The sequence below is a fragment of the Alcaligenes sp. WGS1538 genome, assembly GCF_043187505.1.
In the GTDB taxonomy this organism is placed as follows: Bacteria; Pseudomonadota; Gammaproteobacteria; order Burkholderiales; family Burkholderiaceae_B; genus Alcaligenes.
Genome location: NZ_CP171109.1, coordinates 1,893,824 through 1,915,345 on the forward strand (window position 1 = coordinate 1,893,824; position 21,522 = coordinate 1,915,345).

Below are 21,522 nucleotides of genomic sequence, written 5' to 3' on the forward strand. Positions count from 1 at the left end.
GTATTGTGCCGACTGCGTGCTTTGATCCGTAACGAAGACCATTCGTGTTCCCGATCCTGGTTTGGGTGCCGGGGCTGCTTATCCTGAGAAAGATGATCATGATGACTCAAACTTCTAGCATTGCTATCCCGGTGGATAGCCGGCAGGAGCTGGTGCTGCAGCTGCAGCGGGAAGATCTGGAACCTTGTCATCTGGGGACCATCGGCAACCAGCAATTCAGCGCAGAGCAGGGCGGGACAGCACCTGCCCGCGGTGTCGAGGTGCTCGTGTCGGAACAGCGCCGGTCATTGACCAACAGACGTGCTGAATTGAGCGCTGACGTCCCCTGCGACCACCCGCAGGCGCGGTCGCCGCGCGCAGCGTTGCTCCAGGCACGTGTTGAGGTTCGCGCCAGCAGCCGGCTCATCGGCAATTTGCTGGGCAGCTTGACGGCCAAGGTGGATGAGGAAGGCCGGTTTGTCAATGCCAATGAGCGCGCCAAAGTCGTCCGAGCGCTAATAGAGCTGAATGAGTCGGGCGGGGAGGGCGGTTTGTACTCGCTAAAGGGAGCGAAGTACTGCCTGGATACTTATCTGGATGAGTTCAAGGTACTCGATTTTGTTGCTCTGAGCCAAGGCGGGCTGTGCAATGGGCGAGCTGTCGACGATACTCTGGCCGAGATTTCGACTCGTCCTGATGATGCGGTGCGCGGGCAGGCGTTCCGCTTGCTGAGCAATATCGCGGAAGCCTTCAATCAGCGAGTGCTCCGACATAGCGTGCATGAGCCTTTGTCGAAGATTGTCGATCTGCTGGCCGCTGGCTCAGTAAATGAGCAAGACTTGTGTGCGCAATTGTTGGCGCTTACCGATGATCACAACACGATTAGCCGCTATTTGAGAGGCCTGTCCACGGACGAGTTCAAGACGCTGCTGGGCGCGTTGAGTTTCCAAAAACTGTATGCCATCCAAGGGGTTTTGCAGCATAAGGGCTTGGATTCGGCGGCGAGTCGTTTCGACTTTTTGATAGAGGAGATGGATGATGAGTTTTCTTCTAGACGGGCTCCGCGCAGCCTGTCGATCGAGGCACAGCATCTGACCGCGGCTGTGCTGCAGGGTGATAGGACTGCCGTGCCTGATGCTTTGCGTCGTTTAAGTCTCGCGGTGGAAGACACCGTTCAGATCTGGCAAGCGCTGCCCAAAAGCTTGGTTGAGCGGATGAGGGTATTGATCGGGGCAAGCATGGGCCTGCTCCGTGACCGCCAGAATAATCCGGATGGACCGCTCAATTTGCATTCCCTATGCAAGCTGGATGAAAGCATGCGCGCGAATCTCGGTGCCGCCGCCGTAGTCTTGCGCAGCTTTGGGCTGGAGCTGGAGCCTCAGGTGCATGTTGGTGCTGCTCATCGGTGATGCTTCTTGAGACTGCCATAGTCAGGGCTGGGGCGGCGTTCGTCCTCCCATCCGGGCCGCGTCATGGCTTGGTGAATGGCCTCGTGGTTTCACCGTGGTCGCCGGGTCTTGCGATGGCGGCTCCCTGCCTCTGCCGGGGCCTTGCCGGGCATTGCTCCTGAAACTCTGAATCGCTGACCTATGGCATCCGCCAGCTCTTCAGCGCGAGTTTATTTCTCTAGGAGGGTTGACATGACTATCCAAACTCCGACCCAGACGGGAGCCCGGATTCTGCCGCTGCAAAAATACGCACCCGGTCCTTTGGGAGCGGTGGGCAAGCTGCGTTATATGCCTCAGCAGCGCGGTACAGCGCCTGTCGGTCGCGCACGCGCATTTCTACATGGCAGTTTTCCCGAGGATCTGAGGCTCTCCGTCGGCGGTGATTCCGCGAAGGCGCGCGCAAGGCTCGAACGCTGCATGGAAGTCAGGGAGAACAGCCGCCGTATCGGTAGTTTGCTGGGCAGCCTGTCGGCCCCGGCCAATGATGCCCGCGCCTTGAGCAGAATCGCCAAGGAATTGGGACTCATCAGTGAACTGACTCGGGAAGTATCATTTTTTTTTTACGGATGGGAGAGAGCCCTGTACGCTTGCCTGAAGGCCATGACGCATCCGGAGCTCATCGCGCTGTGCGAGGGGATTTTCAATCATCCGCAAGCCTGCGATGCCGTGCTTGAACAGATTTCACCTGCCGAGTTACGCTCTTCGGCGGCCGGGGTGCTGAATAAAATAAGAGCGGCCTTGTATGAACAATTGGCCCATGTGATCGTGTCCGAGCCTTTGGGCAAGATTATCGACGCGTTGAACGATACGCCCGTGGATGCGGAGGAGCTGGAGGCGCAGTTGCTCAAGTTGCACGCAGACATGGCCGCGCCGCACATCAGCAGGCTGATGGACCGATTTCCGGCCGACTCCATGCTGGAGATCTATTTCCGGTCCTTGAAAAGGAATAAGCTGGCAGCGCGGATGGTTGATTTGCAGCCTCAAAAACTGCTGGCCGCCGATAAGGCCCTGTGTGAGCTCAGTGATGGTCCAGAGCAGCGGCTGGCACGCACCGTGTTGGAGCGGGTACATATCGCTTTTGGATGCGAGTTGTACGAAAAATGGGTTGGCCCTAGGGTGGAGTATTTGCAAGACTACGTGGATGGGCTGAAGGCTGCGCCAGATTTGAGCAGGGCCCAGGCGGCGGCGAGGAGCTTTATAGATCTGTGGAGAGAATTCAACGCCTTTGAGTGGGCGCCTGAAGAGGTGCAATTGGAGATGGGGCAACTGCTAAGCGACATTGACGTCATTGTAGAAGATGCGCGCAATCGTGAACTTCAAATGCCTGCCGGGTCGGCGTCTGAGGCTGTCTGACGAACTCTCCATTTATAGTCGCAAGCATGACATTCTTGCTGGTTTCGGGGTAGGGGCATGGCCGGATCGCCCAGGTCATACGGCCGACTTTCTCTTGAGAGCATACGAGGGGTGCGCTTTCGGTTGCTCTTGTTGTTCTAGCCTAGCGGCACTGCCTCTTGCGAGACAGTGCCGTCATGCTTATCGGGCGGTCTGGGCAGCCATGTTCAGCGTCGAAGCTTGCTTGAGCCGCTTCTTATAGAAAGGCAGGAACAGGAACAAGGCCAGGAACCAGAAGGGCGTGGCGATCAGGCCGATCAAGGTTTCTTCTTCCTGGCTGAACAGGTACAGGGCGAACACGAAAAATGCCAGTGTCGCATAGCACATGGGAATGGCAAAAGGCATCTTGTAGCTTGACGCCGCATGCGCATGCGGACGAATCCGGCGGTATTTCAGATAGGAGATCAGGATGACGGCCCAGACAAAGATGAAGCAGATGCTGGCTACCGTCGTCACGATCGTAAAGGCCCGCATGACGTCCCCTTCGGCATAAAGAAGGAAAATGCCGCAGAGCAACAAGGCACAGGAATAGATCAGCCCGTTGCGCGGCGTGCCATTGCGCGAGAGCTTGCCGAATGACTCCGGCGCCAGCTTGTTCTTGGACAGGCCGTAGAGCATTCTGCCCGTCGAGAACATGCCGCTGTTGGCCGACGACAAGGCGGAGGTCAGCACCACGAAGTTGATGATGGCCGCCGCGGCACCTATCCCGATAAGCAGGAACATGTTCACGAAAGGGCTCTTGTTCGGGGCGACGACATCCCAAGGCGTCACCGTCATGATGGCGGTCAGGGCCAGCACGTAGAACACGATCACCCGTACCGGGATCTTGTTGATCGCCTTGGGCAGGTTCTTGGCGGGGTCCGCGGTTTCGGCCGAGGCCGTGCCCACCAGTTCTATTCCCACGAAGGCGAAAATGGCGATCTGGAATGCGGCGAAGAACCCGGTGATGCCATTGGGGAACATGCCGCCGCGGTCCCACAAATGGCTCAGGCTGGCCGTATCACCCGTAGGACCGACAAAGCGGGTGATCAACAGGTAGGCCCCGACAAGGATCAGCGCGACAATGGCGACGATCTTCACCAGGGCGAACCAGAACTCCAGTTCACCGAACAGCTTTGCCGACAGCAGGTTGAAGACCAGCAGGAAAACGATGCAGGCCAGCCCCGGCAGCCACAAAGGTACATCGGGCCACCAGAACTGGGTGTAGCCGGTGATGGCGACAATGTCCGCAATGCCTATGACCACCCAGCAAAACCAGTAGCTCCAGCCCAGGAAATAACCCATGGTGGGGCCCAGTATATCGGCCGAGAAGTCCACGAACGACTTGTATTCCAGATTATGCAAGAGCAATTCGCCCATTGCCCGCATGACGAAAAACAGAAAGAACCCGATGATCATGTAGGTGAACAAGACCGAGGGTCCGGCCAGGCTGATGGTGCGGCCCGACCCCATGAATAGCCCTGTGCCGATAGCTCCTCCAATCGCTATTAGCTGCAGGTGCCGGTTTTTCAACGAGCGTTGCAGTCCAGATGAGTGTTGCTGAGACACACTGTTCTCCTCGATTTTTTCATTCAAATGCTTAAGTATGACTGTGCTGCGAGAAAAAAGGGGGTACCTCCCGTCCTGCTGGACGGTTTTCCTGATGCCGATGCGGGCAGGCTGACGAGCGCGCGGCGATGCGTCCCATTTTGACGGCTTGGTCTCAAAACAGGCGGGTGCGCGAACAGGAATTTATGTGAAGTATCGGGCCAAGCCGCCGTTTACAGGCGCTTGGCGGTATAGCCATAGAAATGCTCCGGACGAGAAGGTGGACAGAGGCCATGTGGCCTCCGTACCCCCTCTGTCCTTTTACCTGAGAGCTTATCCATGGTTTTAAGATGGTCCCCTTCGGTGGGCATTGACATGCCTCTCTCCAGATCGTCGCGGGTACAGGATTCTTTTGCCTGAGAGATTCCGGGGTCGTTGCTCCGTCGGCGCTTCACAAGAATGAAGACTCTCACCTGAACCGTTACTGACGCTGGTATTGTATGGACAAGGAAAAGGCTATTGCTACTAGCGTTAACCTGTAGCTCGACCCGGCCGCAGAGAAGGGCCGGCTGCGCGCATCAAGTCCGCTGGGAGTCCAGCTGCTCATTGTTTTTCGCTACCTCCTGAGCCTTAGAGTAGCTTTCGATCAGCAATTGATAGTTGGGGAAGATGCCGGTGTAGGCCTGGGCCCAGTCTGCCGCATCGTCGCGGTTCCAAGTCTTCTGCAGCTCGGAGGCCACGGCGGCCACGTCTATGGGTACCACGCCGGCCTGCATGACGCGGGCCAGGGTTATCTCTTCGGCCATCTTGGAGTAGGTGCCGGAAGCGTCGATCACGGCAAATACCTGATAACCATCCGCCACGGCGGAAATGGCTGGAAATGCCATGCATACGCTGGTGATGGTGCCGGCGATGATCAACTGTTTCTTGCCGGTCGCCTTGACCGCGGCCACGAAGTCGGGGTTGTCCCAGGCGTTGATTTCCCCCTTGCGGGCCACGTAGGTGGCATGAGGCGCGTTGGCGTGGATTTCGGGGATCAGCGGGCCGTTGGGGCCTTGCGGGACCGATGCCGTCGTGATGACGGGGATCTTGGCCAGGGTGGCGATGCGGGCCAGGGTGGCGGCCAGGCGGCGCAGCGTGGTGAAGGGCATGTCGTGCACCGTCTGGAACAGGCCGCTCTGGTGGTCGATCAGCAACATGGCGACCTGATCGGGGTCGATGACGGGACGCTGATTGTTGAAGTTCGCAGGGATGCTCATGAGATTTCTCCTGAAGAGCTGTGTCGTGGATGCCGTCGCGCCGGAGGCGTCGTGGGTGAGGCCTCTGCGCGCCGGCTGGTTCATGGTAAAAAACCAGGGTCTGCCCTGGTGTCCGTGCCATGCGGGTGGGCGTGCAACGGATCAGGCATGGTTTGATTATGAGCAGCTGGAGCGGCTCCAGATAGACGGTTTTTTCGATCTGCAGCGTTCTGTTTCTGGAACGATGGAGTGATGATGCGTCAAGACCTCAACGACTTGTATTTTTTTGTCCAGGTAGTCAGGCATGGCGGTTTTGCGCCGGCCGGTCGCGTGCTGGGCGTGCCCAAATCGCGACTGAGCCGGCGTATCGCCCGGCTGGAAGGCGAGCTGGGCGTGCGGCTCATCCAGCGTTCGTCGCGCAGTTTTGCGGTAACGCAGTTAGGACAGAGCTATTACGAGCGCTGCTGCGCCATGCTGGTCGAGGCCGACGCCGCCCAGGCGCTGGTGCAGGCCAGCCGCGAAGAGCTCTGCGGGCTGATCCGTCTGTCCTGCCCCATCGGCCTGCTCCATGCCAGGGTCGCCGACATGCTGACGGAGTTCGGGCGGCAGCATCCGGGCGTGCGCATTCAGTTGCTGGCCATGAACCGAGCCTTGAATGTGGTGGAGGATCATCTGGACCTGGCCTTGCGCGCGCGGCCTCTGCCGCTGGATGACAGCGACCTGCCGGTCCGCGTGCTGGGCTATGCGCCCCAGCGCCTGGTGGCCAGTCCGGAGCTGTTGCAGGCGCGGGGCCGCCCGGATGAACCAGGCGATCTGGCTGCCTGGCCCGGCCTGGGCTACGGCCCCTCCATGGACGGCCATGCATGGGTTTTGCAACGTGCGGATGGCGAACAGCGCGTGCAGCCGTTCGAACCGCGCCTGGTGACCAGCGACATGCTGACTTTGTGCAAGGCGGCGCTGTCCGGCATGGGCGTGGTGCAACTGCCCGAGATGCTGATCCGGGAGTATCTGCAGCAGGGCTTGCTGCAGGATGTATTGCCGGCATGGACGCCGCGGCGCGAGGTGATTCATGCCATTCTGCCTTCCCGACGCGGCGTGCTGCCCGCCGTACGTGCCTTGATCGAATTTCTGGCAGTGCGTTTTCAGGGCGCGGGGCAGGCGGACGAGGCGCCCTCGGCCTTCTCCTGAACGCGTCAGCGTCGGCCGATGAGCTCATCCAGCGGCACGCGCACGTCCTGTCCGGCTTTCACGAGCAGGCTCCAGCTCGCGGGATCGAACAGGGCGGGACTGATTTCGAAGACGGCGGCTTCGGATACGCTGACCAGGGGGTTGAGCTTGTCCAGCCCCGGCGTGTCCAGGTCCTGTTGATACAGGTAGTCGCGCGTGGCGCGCCGGTTGGGCTCCAGGCGGCGGCCCAGGCCGTCCATCAGGTACAGGCGGGGACGATGGACCCGCATGTCGATGGGGCGCTCGGTCAGGTTGGCGTAGTGGTAGCGCACGATCAGCAAGATGGCGTCGCCTCGGGCCGGGACGGGGAGCTCCTTGTCGTTCAGTCCCTGCTGGAGGCGGGCGGAGTCTATAGAGATGGCCAGGCGCGCGGTGCGAAACTGCGGCGGCGCCACGGGTGCCAGCAAGGCCGGCGGCAGGGCGGGCGGCGGGGTTCCGATGGGCGGGTGAGGCAGGGACTGGGTGGAAAGCACCTGGTCTTCCTGGGCCTGGGCGCAAGCGAGCACGATCGTCAGGACGGCGCCAAGCAATAGAGACGGCAAAGCGGCGGACATGGCTTCACAAAGTGATTGAGGGAGGTTCCGATCCTGGCAGAAAGGCGGTCGGGCATGAAAAAACGGCCCGTGGGCCGTCCTACTTTTTTGCTGCTTTCTTCAGGTCGTCGATTTCCTTGCGCAGGGCGAGGACTTCGTCGTTGAGTTGACCGATGATGCTCATCTGGCTTTGATACATCTCGACCAGCGGGTGGTAGCTCATGCCCCGGCTGGTAAGTTCCCGGCAAAGCGCGCTCAGCCCCGTGCTGGCGCGCTTGGTCAAGGTAGCCATCTTCCTGTGATCCATAAGCCTGCGTCCTGATTTGTGGTTGGTTGTGGACTACATCCTTAAACCATACCAAAATTCTATGACAGCTGTATTTTTTATTTACTTTTCTTGAACATGGCGCAAACCGGGCGCGCCTAGCCCACCTGGAAGTTGCCTTCGGGGTAGCGGATCCGGCTGCGCTTGCGCGTGGCCAGCGTGTAGACCAGGGTCAGCGGGCCCAGCCGGCCGGTGAACATCAGAATCATGAGCAGGAGCTGGCTGGGCGTGGACAGCTTGTCGGTGATGCCGTGGCTCATGCCCGTGGTGCTCAGCGCCGAGGCCGCCTCGAAGAGGATGCTGATCAGCGGCAGGTCCTCGAACAGGGTCATTAACAGCACGGAGGCGAAATACAGCGCTCCGGTGATGAGGAACAGGGCGAGCGCCTTCTGGACGGTTTCGGGGGCGACGGTGCGATCCATCAGCACGACTTCCTGGCGCTGCCGCACATAGGAGCGCACGGCGGCCAGCAGCACGATCAGGGTGCCGATCTTGATGCCGCTGGCGGTGCTGAGCGAACCGCCACCGATCAGCATCAGCAGGATCAGCACCAATTGAGTGCTGTCGCGCAGGTGATGAAGGTCCATGGTGGTGAAGCCGGCCGTGCGGGTGGCGGCGCTCTGCATCCAGGCCGCCAGGGCCTGGTCGGCCCGGCCCAGCATGCCCAGGGTGTTGGGGTTGTTCATCTCCAGCAGCCACAGGGCGGCAAAGCCGATCAGGTTCAGCACCAGGGTGCCGATCAGGATCAGCTTGGTGTAGGCCTGCAGATTGCGCCACCGCCACTTCTGGCCCACATCGGCCAGCACGGTAAAGCCGATGCCGCCCAGGATGATCAGGCCCGAGAGCGTCATGACCACGATCAGGTCGCCCGAGACCGGCACCAGGGAATCGTGGAACAGCGAGAAGCCGGCGTTGTTGAACGCCGTGACCGAATGGAACAGGGCGCGGTACAGGGCGGTCGTCCAGGGCATGTCGATCAGCCAGCGCAGGAACAGGATCAGGGCCGCGCTCAGCTCGATCAGGGCGGCGATCTTGAAGACCTGCAGGGCCGTGTCGCGGATGCGCGAGACGCTGGTCTGGTTGAAGGCCTCCAGGGCCAGCGCCTGCTGGTTCACGCTGATGCGCTTGCGCATGGTGATGGCGGCGATCACGGCGAAGGTGACAAAGCCCATGCCGCCGATCTGCACCAGCAGCGCCAGGGTGATCTGACCGAAATGAGTCAGTTCGGACGCCGGGTCGACCACGGCCAGGCCCGAGACGGTGACCGCCGAGGTCGCCATGAACAGGGCCTCGAAAAAGCTCAGGCGCTGCACGGCGGCCTGGGGCAGGCTCAGCAGCACGGCTCCCACGACGATCAGCCCCAGGAAGCCGAGCGCCAGCACCTGCGGCGGGCTGGCGCCGAGCGTGCGATTGCGGTGATGGGCCCCCGGGCGCCGGGGGATCAGGGTGGGCAGCCAGTCGCGCATGGTCAGACCAGCTTGGGAGCCGCCGTGCGCAGGGCCTGCAGCTGGCCGAACAGGATCAGCAGATCCTTGGCATGTAGGGCGTAGTCGGGCTCGGGCTGGATGATGGTTTCGCCACGGCGCTTGACCAGCAGCACCTGCACGTCGTCCAGCTGCTCGCGCAGCACCTCGCGTATGGTCTGGCCGTTCAGGCTGTCGCTGGCGGTGACCTCCACCAGGTAGTCGCCGTTGCCCAGGGTGATGTAGTCGTTCACCATGGGGTAGCTGAGCATCTGCGCCACCCGCATGCCCATCTCTTCTTCGGGGTGGACGATGCGGTTCACGCCTATCTTGGCCAGGATCAGGTGCTGGGCGTGCGAAATGGCCTTGGCCCAGATGGTGGGCGCTCCCAGGCTCTTGAGGTGCACCACGCAGACCAGGCAGGCCTCGATATCGGCGCCGATGGCCACCAGGACCACGTCATAGTTGTCCAGGCCCAGCTCTTCCAGGGCCTGCCGATCGGTCACGTCCGCGATCACGGCGCGGCTGAGCTGATCGGCGTACTTGTCCACCAGCTTGGGATTGGCGTCCACGCCCAGCACCGAATGACCCATCTTCATCAATTCCAGGGCGGCGGCCGAGCCGAAGCGGCCAAGCCCGATTACTGCAAACTGTGCCATAGGTCATTGATCCGATTGAGGCTTGAAAGACGTGCTAGTCAAATTAAGCGTTGATGTTATAAAGGAAAATCTGGTAAAAACCCTTATCGGGTATTCCCTTGGGTACGTGTCGCATTGATCCTGGGGAGACATCACTAGTGGACAGTGTAAAACAATGGTTAGTTTGTTTGACCCCATCAAGCTGGGTGATATTGAACTCAGGAACCGCATCGTCATGGCGCCCTTGACACGTTCGCGCGCTTCCGAGGGCCGCATGCCCAACGATCTGATGCGGATCTACTATTGCCAGCGCGCCAGCGCGGGGCTGATTGTAGCCGAAGCCACGTCCGTATCGCCTCAAGGCGTCGGTTATGCGCATACGCCGGGCATCTGGAGCAGCGCCCAGGTGGAAGCCTGGCGCCACATCACCGAGGCGGTGCACGCCAAGGGCGGGCGCATCGTGCTGCAGCTCTGGCATGTGGGCCGCGTCTCCGACCCCGAGTTCCTGAACGGCCAGATCCCGGTCGCGCCCAGCGCCATCGCCTGTGAAGGCACGGTCAGCCTGCTGCGGCCCGAGCGCGCCTTCGTGGTGCCGCGCGCCCTGCACACAGAAGAAATCGCCGATGTAGTCGACGATTTCGCCGTCGCCGCCCAGAATGCGCTCAGCGCCGGCTTTGACGGCGTGGAGGTCCATGCGGGCAATGGCTACCTGATCGACCAGTTCCTGCACGATGGCTCCAATACCCGCAGCGACGCCTACGGCGGCTCCATCGAGAATCGTTCGCGCTTCCTGCTGGAGGTGGTGGACGCCTGTGTGGCGATCTGGGGCGCGGGCCGGGTGGGCGTGCATCTGTCGCCGCGCGGCGATCTGCACAGCATGAAGGACTCCGACCCGCAGCGCCTGTTCTCCTATGTGGCGCGCGAGCTGGACCGGCGCGACATCGCCTTCATCTTCCTGCGCGAAAGCCCCGCCTCGGACAGCCTGCTGCCCATGATCAAGTGCCAGTTCGGCGGCGCGCTCATCGCCAACGAGCACTTCGACCTGCCCACCGCGCAGACGACTTTATCCAAGGGCATGGCCGACGCCGTGTCGTTCGGTAAGGCATTTCTGTCCAATCCCGACCTGCCCCTGCGCCTGCAGATGCGTGCACCGCTCAACGCCTGGGATAGCGCCACCTTCTATACCCAGGGCCCCAAAGGCTACACCGACTATCCCTTTCTGGACACCGAGCCCGAGTGCGAGTACCAGCTAGGGGCGGACCTGCAGGCACACTGAGCCCGCATCGTCCATTTGCGAAAAGGCCCGCTCCAGGCGGGCCTTTTGCCGTCTGCACGCAGGCGGGCGCAATGTTCAGGCGCGCGCCTTGCGGATGGCCTGGGAGCCTTTGGTCCCGGCCTGGCGCTCCGGCGGCGGGGCGGCGATGGTCGCCACGCTGATCGCGGAGATCAGGCCCACCACGATGGTGTAGGCCACGATGAGCCAGGGGCGTCCGCCGTTGGCCTGCAGCAGGGCCGTGGAGATGATGGGGGTGATGCCGGCCGCGAAGATGCCCGACAACTGGTACACGAAGGAAATGCCGGTGTAGCGCACCTTGGTGTCGAACAGCTCGCAGAACAGGGCGGCCTCCGGCCCGTAGACCGAAGCGTACAGAATGCCGAAGGGGATGACGATGGCCAGCCAGACCGTCATCAGATTGTCGCTGTGGGTGGTGATCAGCCAGAAGGCGGGCAGCGAGGAAAGGCCGGTCAGCAGCGCGCCCCAGAAGTAGACGCGGGTGCGGCCCAGGCGATCCGACAAGGCGCCGAAGAGGGGGATGGTGAAGCACATCACCACCGCCGAGGCCATGACGCCGGTCAGCGCCTGGGTGCGGGTCAGGTTCAGGTGATCGGCCAGGTAGCTGATCATGAACACGCCGAAGATATTGAAGAACACGCCGTCGATGAAGCGCGCGCCCATGCCCTTAAGGATATTGCCGGGGTAGCGCTTGATCATGTCCAAGAAGGGAATCCGGCTTTCCGCATTGGCCTGCTTGACCTGCTCGAATTCCGGGCTTTCCTTGACCGACAGGCGGATGTACATGCCCACCAGCACCAGCAGCACGGAGCCCAGGAAGCCGATGCGCCATCCCCAGGCCAGGAACTGCGCGTCCGACAGCAGGCTGGAGAGCAGGGCGACCACGCCCGAGGCCAGGCACAGGCCGGTGGCCAGGCCCACCTGCGGCCAGGAGGCGTACAGGCCGCGCTTGTCGGCCGGCGCGTATTCATAGGCCATCAGCACGGCGCCGCCCCATTCGCCGCCCAGGCCTATGCCCTGGAAGACGCGGCAGATCAGCAGCAGGACGGGGGCCCAGATGCCGATGCTGTCGTACGAGGGAATCAGGCCTATGGCCATGGTGGACAGGCCCATGATGGTCAGGGTCAGCACCAGCATGCTCTTGCGGCCTATCTTGTCGCCGAAATGGCCGAACACCACGCCGCCCAGCGGACGGGCGATGAAGCCCACGGCGAAGGTGGCGTAGGCCAGCAGCGTGCCCACATAGGGGTCGTCGCTGGGAAAGTACAGCTTGTTGAACACCAGTCCGGCGACCACGCCGTAAAGGAAGAAGTCATACCATTCGATGGTGGCGCCGATGACGGAGGCCGTCACCACGCGCTTGACGGTTTTCTGATCTGCTGACATGCATTGTCTCCTGTGATGGGCCGGGGTCTGCGCCCCGGTTCGTGCTGTGTGGCGATCGAAACTGCTGGGGTCTGCCTTTGTGCGGTGCGGGGCTCCTTCAGGCGGCCAGCCGTGCGTCGGGCGCGTGCGCGCCGCTGTCCTGGCGGCGGGCGTCGGCCAGGATGAACTCGCTGGCGCGCTCGGCCACCATCACGATGGGCACGTTGGTATTGCCCGATACCAGGGTGGGCATGATGGAGGCGTCGACCACGCGCAGGCCCGGCACGCCGTGCACGCGCAGCCGTGCGTCGACCACGGCCAGCGGGTCGTCGGCCCGGCCCATGCGGGCCGTGCCCGTGGGGTGGAAGATGGTGGCGCCGTATTCGCGGCAGAAATGCAGGATTTCCTCGTCGCTGCGGACCTCGTGGCCGGGGCGGAACTCGCGCGCCATCAGGCCGGCCATGGGTTCGGTGGCGGCGATGCGGCGCGCCATCTTGATCGAGGCGATGGCGGTGCGGCGGTCCAGGTCCGTGGACAGGTAGTTGGGGTGGATGGCGGGTGCGTCGAACGGATCGGCCGAGCGCAGCTCCAGGTGGCCGCGCGATTCGGGACGCAGCTGGCAGACCGAAAAGGTGCAGCCGGAGAAATCGTGCACCTTGCCGCCGGCCATGTCCGCCGACAGGGTCCCGAAATGGAACTGGATGTCGGGCGTGGCGGCCTCGGGCAAGGCCTTGCAGAAGATGGCGCCCTGATTGATGCCGATGGACAGCGGCCCGCCGCGAAACAGCAGCCATTGCAGCCCCATGCTGGCCTTGCCCCAGAGCGAGCGCAGCCTGTCGTTGTCGCTGATGGGTTTGTTCACCTCGTAGATCAGGCGAAATTGCAGGTGGTCCTGCAGGTTCCGGCCCACCCCGGCCATGTCGCGCACCACAGGAATGCCGAATTTCTGCAGCATGGCGGCCGGGCCTATGCCCGAGAGCTGCATGAGCTGGGGCGACTGCAGGGCGCCGGCCGACAGGATCACCTCGCGTCGCGCCCGCAAGGTCTTCATCACTCCGTCCTGGCGGTAGCGCACGCCCACGGCGCGGCCCTGCTCGGTGAGGATGGCGCTGGCCTGGGCCAGGGTCTTGATGCGCAGATTGGGCCGCTCCCGCGCCGGGTTCAGGAAGGCCACGGCGGTCGAGCAGCGCCGGCCGCGGTGCGTGGTCAACTGGTAGTAGCCTGCGCCTTCCTGGTCGCCGGTGTTGAAGTCCTGCACGCGGGCGATGCCGTTGTTTTCGGCCGAAGCGATGAAGGCGTCCACCAGTTCGTTGCGGGTGCGTATGCTGGTGGCGTGCAGCGGCCCCTGGGTGCCGCGTGTGGGGCCGGGGCCCAGGTCGTTGTTCTCGATGCGGCGAAAATACGGCAGGCACTCCTCCCAGGACCAGCCTTCATTGCCCAGCGCGGCCCAGTGGTCGTAGTCCTGCTTCTGGCCGCGCACGTAGATCAGGCCGTTGATGGAGCTGCAGCCGCCCAGGGTCTTGCCGCGCGGCCAATAGATCTCCCGGTTCAGCATGTTGGGGTCGGGCTGGGTGTGGAAGCCCCAGTTCAGCCGGGGGTTGAACATGGTCTTGCCGTAGCCGATGGGAATGTGTATCCAGGGATTGCTGTCCGGCGGCCCGGCCTCCAGCAGGCAGACCGTGTACTTGCCGTTTTCACTGAGCCGGTTGGCCAGCACGCAGCCGGCCGATCCCGCTCCCACGATGACATAGTCAACGTTTTCAGTGGTGTCCATTGCCTCACTCCAGTTCTGTTCGTGCCGCCAGTCTGAAGATTCAGGCTTGAAACATTTATAGGGTAAACACGGAAAGTTCCGCACCTGGAACGCTAAGTATCATTTCCGTTTCATTTTTCAGGTAGCGAGGCCGTGATGCAGGCAGAGGATTGCCGTCCCTTGAGGGTTCTGACCGTGCTGGAACAATTGGCGCATACGCAGTACGCCCAGACCCTGGCCCAGCTGGCGCAACGCACGGGGCTGCCCAAGACCAGCCTGCTGCGCATCCTGCAGTCGCTGGAGCAGGCGGCCTACGTCATGCGCGTGCCGGGCGAAGGCGGCTACATGCCCGGTCCGCGCGCCCATCACCTGGCGGCGGGCCTGCTGGGCTCGCCGCATTTTCTGCGGGCCAGCCGGCACATACTGGGGCGGCTGGTGGGCATCATCGGCGAATCCTGCAACCTGACGGCGCTGGCCGGCGACACCGTGCAATATCTGTCCAGGGTGGAAAGTCCCGAGCCCATGCGGCTGCAGCTGCGCATGGAAATCGGCGCGCGCGTGCCTTTGCATTGCACGGCCAGCGGCAAGCTGTTCCTGGCCTTGGCGCCGGACGTGCAGCGCCGCCAGATGCTGGACCGGATCACGCTGGAGGCGCTGACGCCGCGCACCATCGCCGATCGGGCCCGCCTGGAGTCAGAGCTGCAGGGGATACGCAGCCAGCGCATCGGCATCGACAACGAGGAGTTCGTGCGCGGCATGGTGGCCATCGCCGTACCGGTGCAGGATGAGCAGGGGCGCGTGGTGGCGGCGCTGGCCTGCCATGCCGCCACGGCCCAGCGTTCCATGGCGGAGCTGCTGCAGTTTGCCGGGCCCATGCGCGAAGCGGCCGCCGAGATGGCGGGGCTGTTCGGGCGCAACGCTTGGGAGAGTTCGTCCGAGGGGGGGCGGAGCTAGCCGGAGCTCGAAGGCCGGCTCGTTCCGGATGCCGGGTTCAGCTGCCGCGCACGACGCGGAAGGTGGCCGCCGCCTTGACCAGCAGACGGTCCTTGTCGTCATAGCCGCCGCCTTCACAGTAAGCGGTGTCGCCTTCCAGGAACAGGCAGCGGGCGCGGAACCAGACATCGCCGCGCGCCGGCAGCAGGAACTGGGTGTTCATGTCTATGGTCGCCATGCCCGAGCCCGGCCTGCAGGCCCGCGCGGCGGCGCTGAGCGTGAAATCCAGCACCGCCATCAGGGTGCCGCCGTGCACGTCGGCGCGCGCATTGGCGTTGCAGGCCTGCCAAGGCAGAAATGTCTCCACGCCTTGCGGCGTGTTGGAGACGGTTTGCAGGCCCAGGTGCTGCATCAGGGGGATGTGGGCGCCGAAGAAGTCCTGCTTGTCCGACAGGGCTTCGGCCTGCAAGGGCTGCATCACGAGTTCAGTTTTTGCTTGACCAGGCCCGAGACGGCGGACATGTCGGCGCGACCGGCCAGCTTGGCCTTGACCAGGCCCATGACCTTGCCCATCAGGGACGGACCCTGGGCGCCTTCGGATTGGGCCTGGGCGATGGCCTGTGCGATGACATCGTTGATTTCGGCCTCGTCGGCCTGCTTGGGCAGGTATTCCTGCAGCACGGCCAGTTCGGCTTTTTCCTTGTCGGCGCTTTCCGTGCGGCCGGCCTGTTCGAAGGCCTGGATGGATTCGCGGCGCTGCTTGACCTGTTTTTCGATGATGCTGGTGATCTCGGCGTCGCCCAGTTCGATGCGTTCATCGACTTCACGCTGTTTCACGGCGGCCTGCAGAAAACGCAGCGTGCCCAGGCGTTCGCTATCGCGAGCGCGCATGGCGGTCTTGATGTCGTCGGCTAAGCGGGCTTTGAGTGTCTGACTCATGGTGGTTCCTGGTTGAACGGGCAAAGCATTTATTTTACCGCAGGCGGCCGGCGGGCGAGCCGCTTACTGGAAGTCCCGGCTGCGCGCCGCCAGTTCGCCCACCAGGTGGTTCAGCTTGACCAGCCGGCGGGCGATCAGGTGGCAGACGCTGCCTTCGCGCTGCCAGACGCCATAGACGCCCAGCAGGCGCGATTGCAACAGGGCGTCGGACTGCCGCTGGGCCAGTTCGTCGCGCACGATCACGTTGACGCTGCCGGTCTCGTCTTCCAGGGTGACGAAAATCGTGCCTTTGGCGGTGCCGGGCCGCTGGCGCGTGGTCACCAGCCCGCAGGCGCGCGCCAGACGCCGGTCCGGGTAATCGGCATGCAACTGTTGCGCCGGCACGAAATGCAGCCGCTCCAGCCGGGCGCGCAGCAGCGCCACGGGATGGCGGCCCAGCGTCAGACCCAGGGAGTGGTAATCGTTCAGGACTTCCTGGCCGGCCGTGGCGGCTTGCAGGACGGGCGTGGTGTTGGGGGTCTCCGCATGGCTGAGCAGGCCGGGCTGGCTGTGGCGGCGAGCCTCCCACAGGCCCCTGCGGCGCTGGTCATAGGCGCTGCGCAGTGCATGCGCCTGGGCCAGGGCCTGCTGGTCGTGGGGCGACAGGCCCAGTTCCTGGCGCAGGCAGGCCAGGTCCACGATGCGCCCGGGATGCGCCTGCCGGTAGGCCACGATGGCCCGGGCGCCGTCCTGGCTCAGGCCTTTCACCATGTGCAGGCCCAGGCGCACGGCGCGCCCGCCTTGGGCGGCGGGGCAGACCGCGCTTTCCACGTCGCTGTGCTGCACGTCCACCGGCAGGACCCGCACGCCGTGACGGCGTGCGTCCTGCACCAATTGGCTGGGGCCATAGAATCCCATGGGCTGGGAATTGAGCATGGCGGCCAGGAAATGGTCCGGACGATGGTATTTCAGGTAGGAGCTGATCCAGGCCAGCTTGGCAAAGCTGGCCGAGTGGCTTTCCGGAAAGCCATATTCGCCGAAGCCGCTGATCTGGTCGAAAAGGCGCTGGGCGAAGTCGTCGTCGTAGCCCTTTTTCTTCATGCCTTCCTTCAGTTTTTCCTCGAACGGGCCCAATCCGCCGCGCCGGCGCCAGGCCGCCATGGCGCGCCGCAGCTGGTCGGCTTCGTCGGCGGAGAATCCCGCGGCTTCCATGGCCAGTTCCATGGCCTGTTCCTGGAAGATGGGCACGCCCAGCGTGCGCTCCAGCACGTGCTGGATCTCGGGCGCGGGGTAGTCCACCTTGCTGGGATCGCGGCGCCGCTCCAGGTAGGGGTGCACCATGCCGCCCTGGATGGGGCCGGGGCGCACGATGGCCACCTGCACCACCAGGTCGTAGAAGCAGGCGGGCTTCAGGCGCGGCAGCATGCTCATCTGAGCGCGCGACTCGATCTGGAACACGCCCACCGTATCGGCGCGCTGGATCATGGCGAAGGTCTCGTCGCATTCCAGGGGGATATCCTGCAGGGGATAGGGCCGGCCGAGCTCCCGGCTGATGCTGTCCAGGCAGCGGCGCAGCGCGCTGAGCATGCCCAGCGCCAGGATGTCCACTTTCAGCAGGCCCAGGATGTCCAGGTCGTCCTTGTCCCATTGCACGACGCTGCGTCCCGCCATGGCGGCGTTCTCGATGGGGACCAGCCGGTGCAGGGGAGACTGGGAAATCACGAAGCCGCCCGGATGCTGGGACAGGTGGCGGGGAAAGCCCATCAGCTGGCGGGTCAGCGACAGCCACAGATGCGCCAGTTCGGACGGGCATTCCGGAAAGCGCGCCAGGACTTCTTCCTGCACGCGGGTGTCCTTCAGCCAGGCCCGGTCGCACTGGACCAGGGCCTCGACCAGGGCCTGAGGGATGTCCAGGGCCTTGCCCGTGTCGCGCAGCGCGCTGCGGCGCCGATAGGTGATGACCACGGCGGTCAGGGCGGCGCGCTCGCGGCCGTATTTGCCGTAGATGTACTGGATGACTTCTTCGCGCCGCTGGTGTTCGAAGTCCACGTCGATATCGGGCGGCTCGGCCCGTTCGCGGCTGATGAAGCGGGCGAACAGGGTGTGGCTGCTGGCCGGGTCCACTTCGGTGATGCCCAGGCAATAGCAGACCGCCGAATTGGCCGCCGAGCCCCGTCCCTGGCACAGAATGCCCTGGCTGCGAGCATAGGTCACGATGTCGTAGATGGTCAGGAAATAGGATTCATATTTCAGGTCCCGGATCAGGGCCAGTTCTTCCTCCAGGCGGATGCGCAATTCGGCGCTGATGCCCTGGGCATAGCGCCGCCTTATGCCGCGTTCGGTTTCCTGGCGCAGGTACTGCATGCCGTTCATGCCGGGCGGGACGATTTCCACAGGGTATTCGTAGCGGATCTCGTCCAGGGAGAACTGGCACAGCTGCTGGATCTGGTCCGTGGTTTCGCGCATGTCGGCAGGATAGATATTGGCCAGTTGCAGGCGGGTGCGCAGATGCTGTTCGGCGTTGCCCGCCAGCGCCCAGCCGCATTCATGGACCGGAGTCTTGAGCCGTATGGCGGCCAGGGTGTCGTGCAGGGGCTGACGCGAGCGCACGTGCATCTGCACGCCGCCCAGCGCGGCGCAACGCAATCCCGCGTGCCGGGAGGCCAGGCGCAGCTGCTGCAGGTGCCGAGCATCCTGGTCGCGGCGGTGCAGGCTGACGCCCAGGAAAAGGCGGGCGGGAAACAGCGTCTGCAGGCGGCGCACCTGGGTCACGATGTCCCGGGCGGGCAGGCCGTAGGCCGGCTTGTAGATGACCAGGCAGTCCTGGAGAGGCTCGCTGTCCTGGCCGAAACGCGCCCGCTGCAGCCAGGTCCAGGGGATGTCGGGCTGGCTCTTCAGGTCCAGGGATTGGCGCAGCAAGGAGATGAACTGGCACAGATTGCCGTAGCCCTGCTTGTTGCGCGGCAGGATCAGAAGTTCGTGCGGCGTGCTTGCGGCGGGGCCGGGCTCTGGACCGGCCAGGTCCCTGTCGTCGATAAAGCGAAAGCGGCTGCCCACCAGCAGGCGGATGTTCTTGTGCAGCCTGGCTTGCGCGTAGGCGCGCACCGCCCCGGCCATGGAGGCGTAGTCGCACAGGGCCAGGGCCTGGTAGCCTAGCTCGGCCGCCCGGGTGACGAGTTCTTCGGGATGCGAGGCGCCGGTCAGGAAGCTGTAGTTGGAGATGCAGTCCAGTTCCGAATACAGCAGGCCGGACTCGGGGGCGGCATTCATCCGAACACCCCATGCAGATACCAGGCCTGTTCCTGGCCCAGGTCGCGGTAGACCCAGTAGCGCCGTCCTTGGTCGTCCTGCGCCACGAAGTAGTCGCGCTGTTGGTGGCCTTCGGGGGTCCACCAGCCCGTCTGTAGGCGTTCGGGGCCTTGCACAAGGCGCAGGCGCCGGCCCTCCAGCCAGACGGCATTCTGGTCATGGGTCAAGGGCTGCGCGGATTCCAGCATCCAGACAGGCCGGCTCAAGGCAGGGGAAACCGGACAGGCGGAATGAGTGCCGGCCAGGGCCGGCCGCCATTGATTGGCCTGTTCGGGCAAATGGCTGGCCTGCGGCGCCGGTACCAGCACCTGTTCGGCGCCCAGCCGGGCCTGCAGGCGTTCCAGCAGGCGCTGGTCCTGTTCCTGCCAATGCCGGGCGTCCGGAAACAGGCTGCTGGGCTGCGCCTTTCGGGGATGCAGTTGCAGGGCTTGCAGCTCCAGGCGCTGGATGGGCGCGTCCAGGCGGATCTGCAGCAGGCGCTCCTGCAGCAAGGGCAGAAAGTCCTGGCTGCGCCAGCAGGAACGCGCCATCTGGATGTTCAGGCTGGCTTCATGCAGGTGGTCGCGGCGGCGTTCGGCCTGCAGCAGGACCAGCAGCTGGCCGCTGGCCAGCTGGCGCTGCTCCAGCCACTGTTCCAGAGTGTGCAACAGGCGCTGCAAACCGTGCAGCAGGGGGCCGCTGGCGCGGGAGGAATAATCCAGATCCAGGGCCAGCTGGAAAGCGGGAGGCGCCTGCAGCCAGTCCAGGACTAGTTCCCGTTCGCCGTAGGCCTGGTCCAGGCGCAGCAGCAGATCGCGCAGACCGCGTTGCGCCAGGCCATCGCGCGGCAATTGGCGCAACTGGCCCAGGCGCCGGCAGCCCAAACTGTGCAGCCAGCGCAGTTCGTCCGGTGAGGGGCCCAGCAGATCCACCGGCAAGGCGTCCAGGCGTGGCTGCAGACGGCGCAGGCACCGGCGCTGCCGCCCTGGCGCGAGCGCCAGCATCCAGGCGCCCCGGGCGGTGGAGGCCAGCGCCGGGCGCAGACCGGGCAGCAGGGGCTGCAGGTCCTGCCGTATGCGGGCGTACAGCGTGCGCAATCCGCCGAACAGCATCAGGCTGGCGCCCAGGTTCTGCAGAAGAACGCCGGGTTGCGGCTGCGCCAGCTGCGGGCTGTAGCGCAGCAGCAGGGGCAGCACGGCCTGGACCTGTTCGCGGCAGGCATCAGGCGAGGTGCTGTTGCCGGACAGGGGCAGGCATAGCCAGGGGGACATGGCGAGGCGTGGCAGGCGTGGAAATGGAACCCGCAGCGATATCCTGAGGCCGCAGGCAGATGGGGCGGGGGCAGGGCGGGCCGCGGCGCTTGCGGGTATGCACGTCCAGCCAGGCGCGGCCTTGCGCATCCTGGCGGGTTTCCAGCTGCAGGCGCAGCAGGGCCGGGCTGGCGGGCAGCAGGGCGCCGGCTGGGCGCAGGCAAAAGAACAGGCTGTCGCCCTGGCTGGCCAGCAATTGCAGCTGGCGCAGGGCGGCCAGCGGCACTTGGGCGGGCAGCCAGGCGAGGACGGCGCCGCAATGACCATGACGCAGCGCCTGGGCGCTGGCCCACAGCGTGTCGGAGACCTGGCGGCTGCGTATCCAGAGCAGACGCGGCGGGCAAGGGCTGGAATCGCTGTGCGCGGCTTTGCCGGGCGCCTGGGCCGGGTCGGGATCCGATGCGGGAGGCGGGGAGCGCCAGGCCTGGTGCACGGGCTGGTAGGGCGGAGCAACCAGCACGCGCAGCCGGTCGGTTTCCAGCGCGTTCAGAACGGGCAGGAGCAGGGACAAGGCGCTGCTGTCCCGGGGGGCCAGCAATTCCACCAGGCTGCCCCGCGGCCATCCGCCGCCCGGTAGTTCCGCGTCCAGTTCGGCAAAGCCGCTGGGCAGACAGGCGTCAGCGGGACGGGACCAGTGCTGGCCGGTCCACAGGGACGGGTGCAGATCGAGAAGAGGGCGCAAGGCGGCAGTCATGGTTGTTTTCCTTTTTAGCTGTATAAATATACAGTATTTATAGGAATTGCCCAAGTTCAGCTTGAGCGAAACGTCCTGTCTGCAGAGACTTCTTCAAGAAAATGCCGCTTGCCCGGAGCCGGCCGCGAAATGGACAGGCGCGTGGCGGCGAGCGCTCCTCATGCCGATCCCCGGCTCGAAGGGGAGGCTTTTATAAT

General features: G+C 64.0%; 19 protein-coding genes and 1 riboswitch. Of the genes, 6 read left to right on the forward strand and 13 right to left on the reverse strand.

Going from position 1 to position 21,522, the window contains the following annotated elements; all coding sequences use genetic code 11:
- Positions 1 to 44 precede the first annotated feature (44 nt).
- Both ACF3ND_RS08835 and ACF3ND_RS08840 read left to right on the forward strand, forming a co-directional pair.
- A complete protein-coding gene (locus ACF3ND_RS08835) occupies positions 45 to 1,388 on the forward strand; it encodes a hypothetical protein (RefSeq protein ID WP_394065703.1) in 1,344 nt (447 codons plus the stop codon).
- 231 nt (positions 1,389 to 1,619) lie between these two features.
- Positions 1,620 to 2,780, forward strand: coding sequence for a hypothetical protein (locus ACF3ND_RS08840; protein WP_394065704.1), 1,161 nt, complete (start codon positions 1,620 to 1,622; stop codon positions 2,778 to 2,780).
- Positions 2,781 to 2,960: 180 nt separating this feature from the next.
- On the opposite strand, the gene ACF3ND_RS08845 is transcribed toward ACF3ND_RS08840, so the two are convergent.
- Both ACF3ND_RS08845 and ACF3ND_RS08850 read right to left on the reverse strand, forming a co-directional pair.
- Positions 2,961 to 4,394, reverse strand: a complete 1,434-nt coding sequence (locus tag ACF3ND_RS08845) for an amino acid permease (RefSeq protein WP_394065705.1) — start codon at positions 4,392 to 4,394, stop codon at positions 2,961 to 2,963.
- Positions 4,395 to 4,740: 346 nt separating this feature from the next.
- A riboswitch (glycine riboswitch) is annotated at positions 4,741 to 4,830 on the reverse strand.
- 94 nt (positions 4,831 to 4,924) lie between these two features.
- Positions 4,925 to 5,605, reverse strand: a complete 681-nt coding sequence (locus tag ACF3ND_RS08850) for a hydrolase (protein ID WP_394065706.1) — start codon at positions 5,603 to 5,605, stop codon at positions 4,925 to 4,927.
- Between ACF3ND_RS08850 and ACF3ND_RS08855 the strand changes: the two genes are divergently transcribed.
- Positions 5,604 to 5,837: a hypothetical protein gene (locus ACF3ND_RS08855; protein ID WP_394065707.1), complete on the forward strand. Its 234-nt coding sequence runs from the start codon at positions 5,604 to 5,606 to the stop codon at positions 5,835 to 5,837. The two genes, ACF3ND_RS08850 and ACF3ND_RS08855, sit on opposite strands and share 2 nt — an antisense overlap.
- Positions 5,837 to 6,772: a LysR substrate-binding domain-containing protein gene (locus ACF3ND_RS08860; protein WP_394065708.1), complete on the forward strand. Its 936-nt coding sequence runs from the start codon at positions 5,837 to 5,839 to the stop codon at positions 6,770 to 6,772. The genes ACF3ND_RS08855 and ACF3ND_RS08860 overlap by 1 nt, the downstream gene beginning before the upstream one ends.
- Positions 6,773 to 6,777: 5 nt before the next feature.
- Here ACF3ND_RS08860 and ACF3ND_RS08865 read toward each other — a convergent pair whose 3' ends face one another.
- The 4 genes from ACF3ND_RS08865 to ACF3ND_RS08880 all read right to left on the reverse strand — a co-directional run bounded on the left by ACF3ND_RS08865 (position 6,778) and on the right by ACF3ND_RS08880 (position 9,791).
- Positions 6,778 to 7,365: a hypothetical protein gene (locus tag ACF3ND_RS08865; RefSeq protein WP_394065709.1), complete on the reverse strand. Its 588-nt coding sequence runs from the start codon at positions 7,363 to 7,365 to the stop codon at positions 6,778 to 6,780.
- A 79-nt stretch (positions 7,366 to 7,444) separates the two neighbouring features.
- Positions 7,445 to 7,636, reverse strand: coding sequence for a hypothetical protein (locus ACF3ND_RS08870; RefSeq protein ID WP_394065710.1), 192 nt, complete (start codon positions 7,634 to 7,636; stop codon positions 7,445 to 7,447).
- 131 nt (positions 7,637 to 7,767) lie between these two features.
- Positions 7,768 to 9,135, reverse strand: a complete 1,368-nt coding sequence (locus ACF3ND_RS08875) for a TrkH family potassium uptake protein (protein ID WP_394065711.1) — start codon at positions 9,133 to 9,135, stop codon at positions 7,768 to 7,770.
- Positions 9,136 to 9,137: 2 nt separating this feature from the next.
- Positions 9,138 to 9,791: a potassium channel family protein gene (locus ACF3ND_RS08880; RefSeq protein ID WP_394065712.1), complete on the reverse strand. Its 654-nt coding sequence runs from the start codon at positions 9,789 to 9,791 to the stop codon at positions 9,138 to 9,140.
- A 154-nt stretch (positions 9,792 to 9,945) separates the two neighbouring features.
- Between ACF3ND_RS08880 and ACF3ND_RS08885 the strand changes: the two genes are divergently transcribed.
- On the forward strand, positions 9,946 to 11,046 hold the full coding sequence (locus tag ACF3ND_RS08885) for an alkene reductase (protein ID WP_394065713.1): 1,101 nt from the start codon (positions 9,946 to 9,948) through the stop codon (positions 11,044 to 11,046).
- A 75-nt stretch (positions 11,047 to 11,121) separates the two neighbouring features.
- On the opposite strand, the gene ACF3ND_RS08890 is transcribed toward ACF3ND_RS08885, so the two are convergent.
- Positions 11,122 to 12,450, reverse strand: a complete 1,329-nt coding sequence (locus ACF3ND_RS08890; RefSeq protein ID WP_394065714.1) for an MFS transporter — start codon at positions 12,448 to 12,450, stop codon at positions 11,122 to 11,124.
- 97 nt (positions 12,451 to 12,547) lie between these two features.
- Positions 12,548 to 14,203 (reverse strand): GMC family oxidoreductase, encoded by a 1,656-nt coding sequence (locus tag ACF3ND_RS08895; protein ID WP_394065715.1) that lies wholly within the window; start codon positions 14,201 to 14,203, stop codon positions 12,548 to 12,550.
- A gap of 159 nt (positions 14,204 to 14,362) precedes the next feature.
- On the opposite strand from ACF3ND_RS08895, the gene ACF3ND_RS08900 reads away from it, so the two are divergent.
- On the forward strand, positions 14,363 to 15,136 hold the full coding sequence (locus ACF3ND_RS08900) for an IclR family transcriptional regulator (RefSeq protein ID WP_394065716.1): 774 nt from the start codon (positions 14,363 to 14,365) through the stop codon (positions 15,134 to 15,136).
- Between the two features lie 37 nt (positions 15,137 to 15,173).
- Here ACF3ND_RS08900 and ACF3ND_RS08905 read toward each other — a convergent pair whose 3' ends face one another.
- The 5 genes from ACF3ND_RS08905 to ACF3ND_RS08925 form a co-directional block, all read right to left on the reverse strand.
- Positions 15,174 to 15,593 (reverse strand): PaaI family thioesterase, encoded by a 420-nt coding sequence (locus tag ACF3ND_RS08905; protein ID WP_394065809.1) that lies wholly within the window; start codon positions 15,591 to 15,593, stop codon positions 15,174 to 15,176.
- On the reverse strand, positions 15,593 to 16,054 hold the full coding sequence (locus ACF3ND_RS08910) for a GatB/YqeY domain-containing protein (RefSeq protein WP_394065717.1): 462 nt from the start codon (positions 16,052 to 16,054) through the stop codon (positions 15,593 to 15,595). Before ACF3ND_RS08910 ends, ACF3ND_RS08905 begins: the two co-directional genes overlap by 1 nt.
- 63 nt (positions 16,055 to 16,117) lie before the next feature.
- Entirely contained in the window at positions 16,118 to 19,303 is a 3,186-nt protein-coding gene (locus tag ACF3ND_RS08915; RefSeq protein WP_394065718.1) for an error-prone DNA polymerase, read from the reverse strand.
- Positions 19,300 to 20,592: a Y-family DNA polymerase gene (locus ACF3ND_RS08920; RefSeq protein ID WP_394065719.1), complete on the reverse strand. Its 1,293-nt coding sequence runs from the start codon at positions 20,590 to 20,592 to the stop codon at positions 19,300 to 19,302. Before ACF3ND_RS08920 ends, ACF3ND_RS08915 begins: the two co-directional genes overlap by 4 nt.
- Positions 20,543 to 21,325 (reverse strand): hypothetical protein, encoded by a 783-nt coding sequence (locus tag ACF3ND_RS08925; protein ID WP_394065720.1) that lies wholly within the window; start codon positions 21,323 to 21,325, stop codon positions 20,543 to 20,545. The genes ACF3ND_RS08920 and ACF3ND_RS08925 overlap by 50 nt, the downstream gene beginning before the upstream one ends.
- Positions 21,326 to 21,522: the final 197 nt, after the last annotated feature.

Bases quoted from the DNA above. Each gene is read 5' to 3' on its own strand.
- ACF3ND_RS08885 (WP_394065713.1), top strand. From the start codon at position 9,946: ATGGTTAGTTTGTTTGACCCCATCAAGCTGGGTGATATTGAACTCAGG.
- ACF3ND_RS08875 (WP_394065711.1), bottom strand. From the start codon at position 9,135: ATGCGCGACTGGCTGCCCACCCTGATCCCCCGGCGCCCGGGGGCCCAT.
- ACF3ND_RS08905 (WP_394065809.1), bottom strand. From the start codon at position 15,593: ATGCAGCCCTTGCAGGCCGAAGCCCTGTCGGACAAGCAGGACTTCTTC.
- ACF3ND_RS08860 (WP_394065708.1), top strand. From the start codon at position 5,837: ATGATGCGTCAAGACCTCAACGACTTGTATTTTTTTGTCCAGGTAGTC.
- ACF3ND_RS08855 (WP_394065707.1), top strand. From the start codon at position 5,604: ATGAGATTTCTCCTGAAGAGCTGTGTCGTGGATGCCGTCGCGCCGGAG.
- ACF3ND_RS08915 (WP_394065718.1), bottom strand. From the start codon at position 19,303: ATGAATGCCGCCCCCGAGTCCGGCCTGCTGTATTCGGAACTGGACTGC.
- ACF3ND_RS08895 (WP_394065715.1), bottom strand. From the start codon at position 14,203: ATGGACACCACTGAAAACGTTGACTATGTCATCGTGGGAGCGGGATCG.
- ACF3ND_RS08890 (WP_394065714.1), bottom strand. From the start codon at position 12,450: ATGTCAGCAGATCAGAAAACCGTCAAGCGCGTGGTGACGGCCTCCGTC.
- ACF3ND_RS08910 (WP_394065717.1), bottom strand. From the start codon at position 16,054: ATGAGTCAGACACTCAAAGCCCGCTTAGCCGACGACATCAAGACCGCC.
- ACF3ND_RS08850 (WP_394065706.1), bottom strand. From the start codon at position 5,605: ATGAGCATCCCTGCGAACTTCAACAATCAGCGTCCCGTCATCGACCCC.
- ACF3ND_RS08840 (WP_394065704.1), top strand. From the start codon at position 1,620: ATGACTATCCAAACTCCGACCCAGACGGGAGCCCGGATTCTGCCGCTG.
- ACF3ND_RS08865 (WP_394065709.1), bottom strand. From the start codon at position 7,365: ATGTCCGCCGCTTTGCCGTCTCTATTGCTTGGCGCCGTCCTGACGATC.
- ACF3ND_RS08870 (WP_394065710.1), bottom strand. From the start codon at position 7,636: ATGGCTACCTTGACCAAGCGCGCCAGCACGGGGCTGAGCGCGCTTTGC.
- ACF3ND_RS08880 (WP_394065712.1), bottom strand. From the start codon at position 9,791: ATGGCACAGTTTGCAGTAATCGGGCTTGGCCGCTTCGGCTCGGCCGCC.
- ACF3ND_RS08920 (WP_394065719.1), bottom strand. From the start codon at position 20,592: ATGTCCCCCTGGCTATGCCTGCCCCTGTCCGGCAACAGCACCTCGCCT.
- ACF3ND_RS08925 (WP_394065720.1), bottom strand. From the start codon at position 21,325: ATGACTGCCGCCTTGCGCCCTCTTCTCGATCTGCACCCGTCCCTGTGG.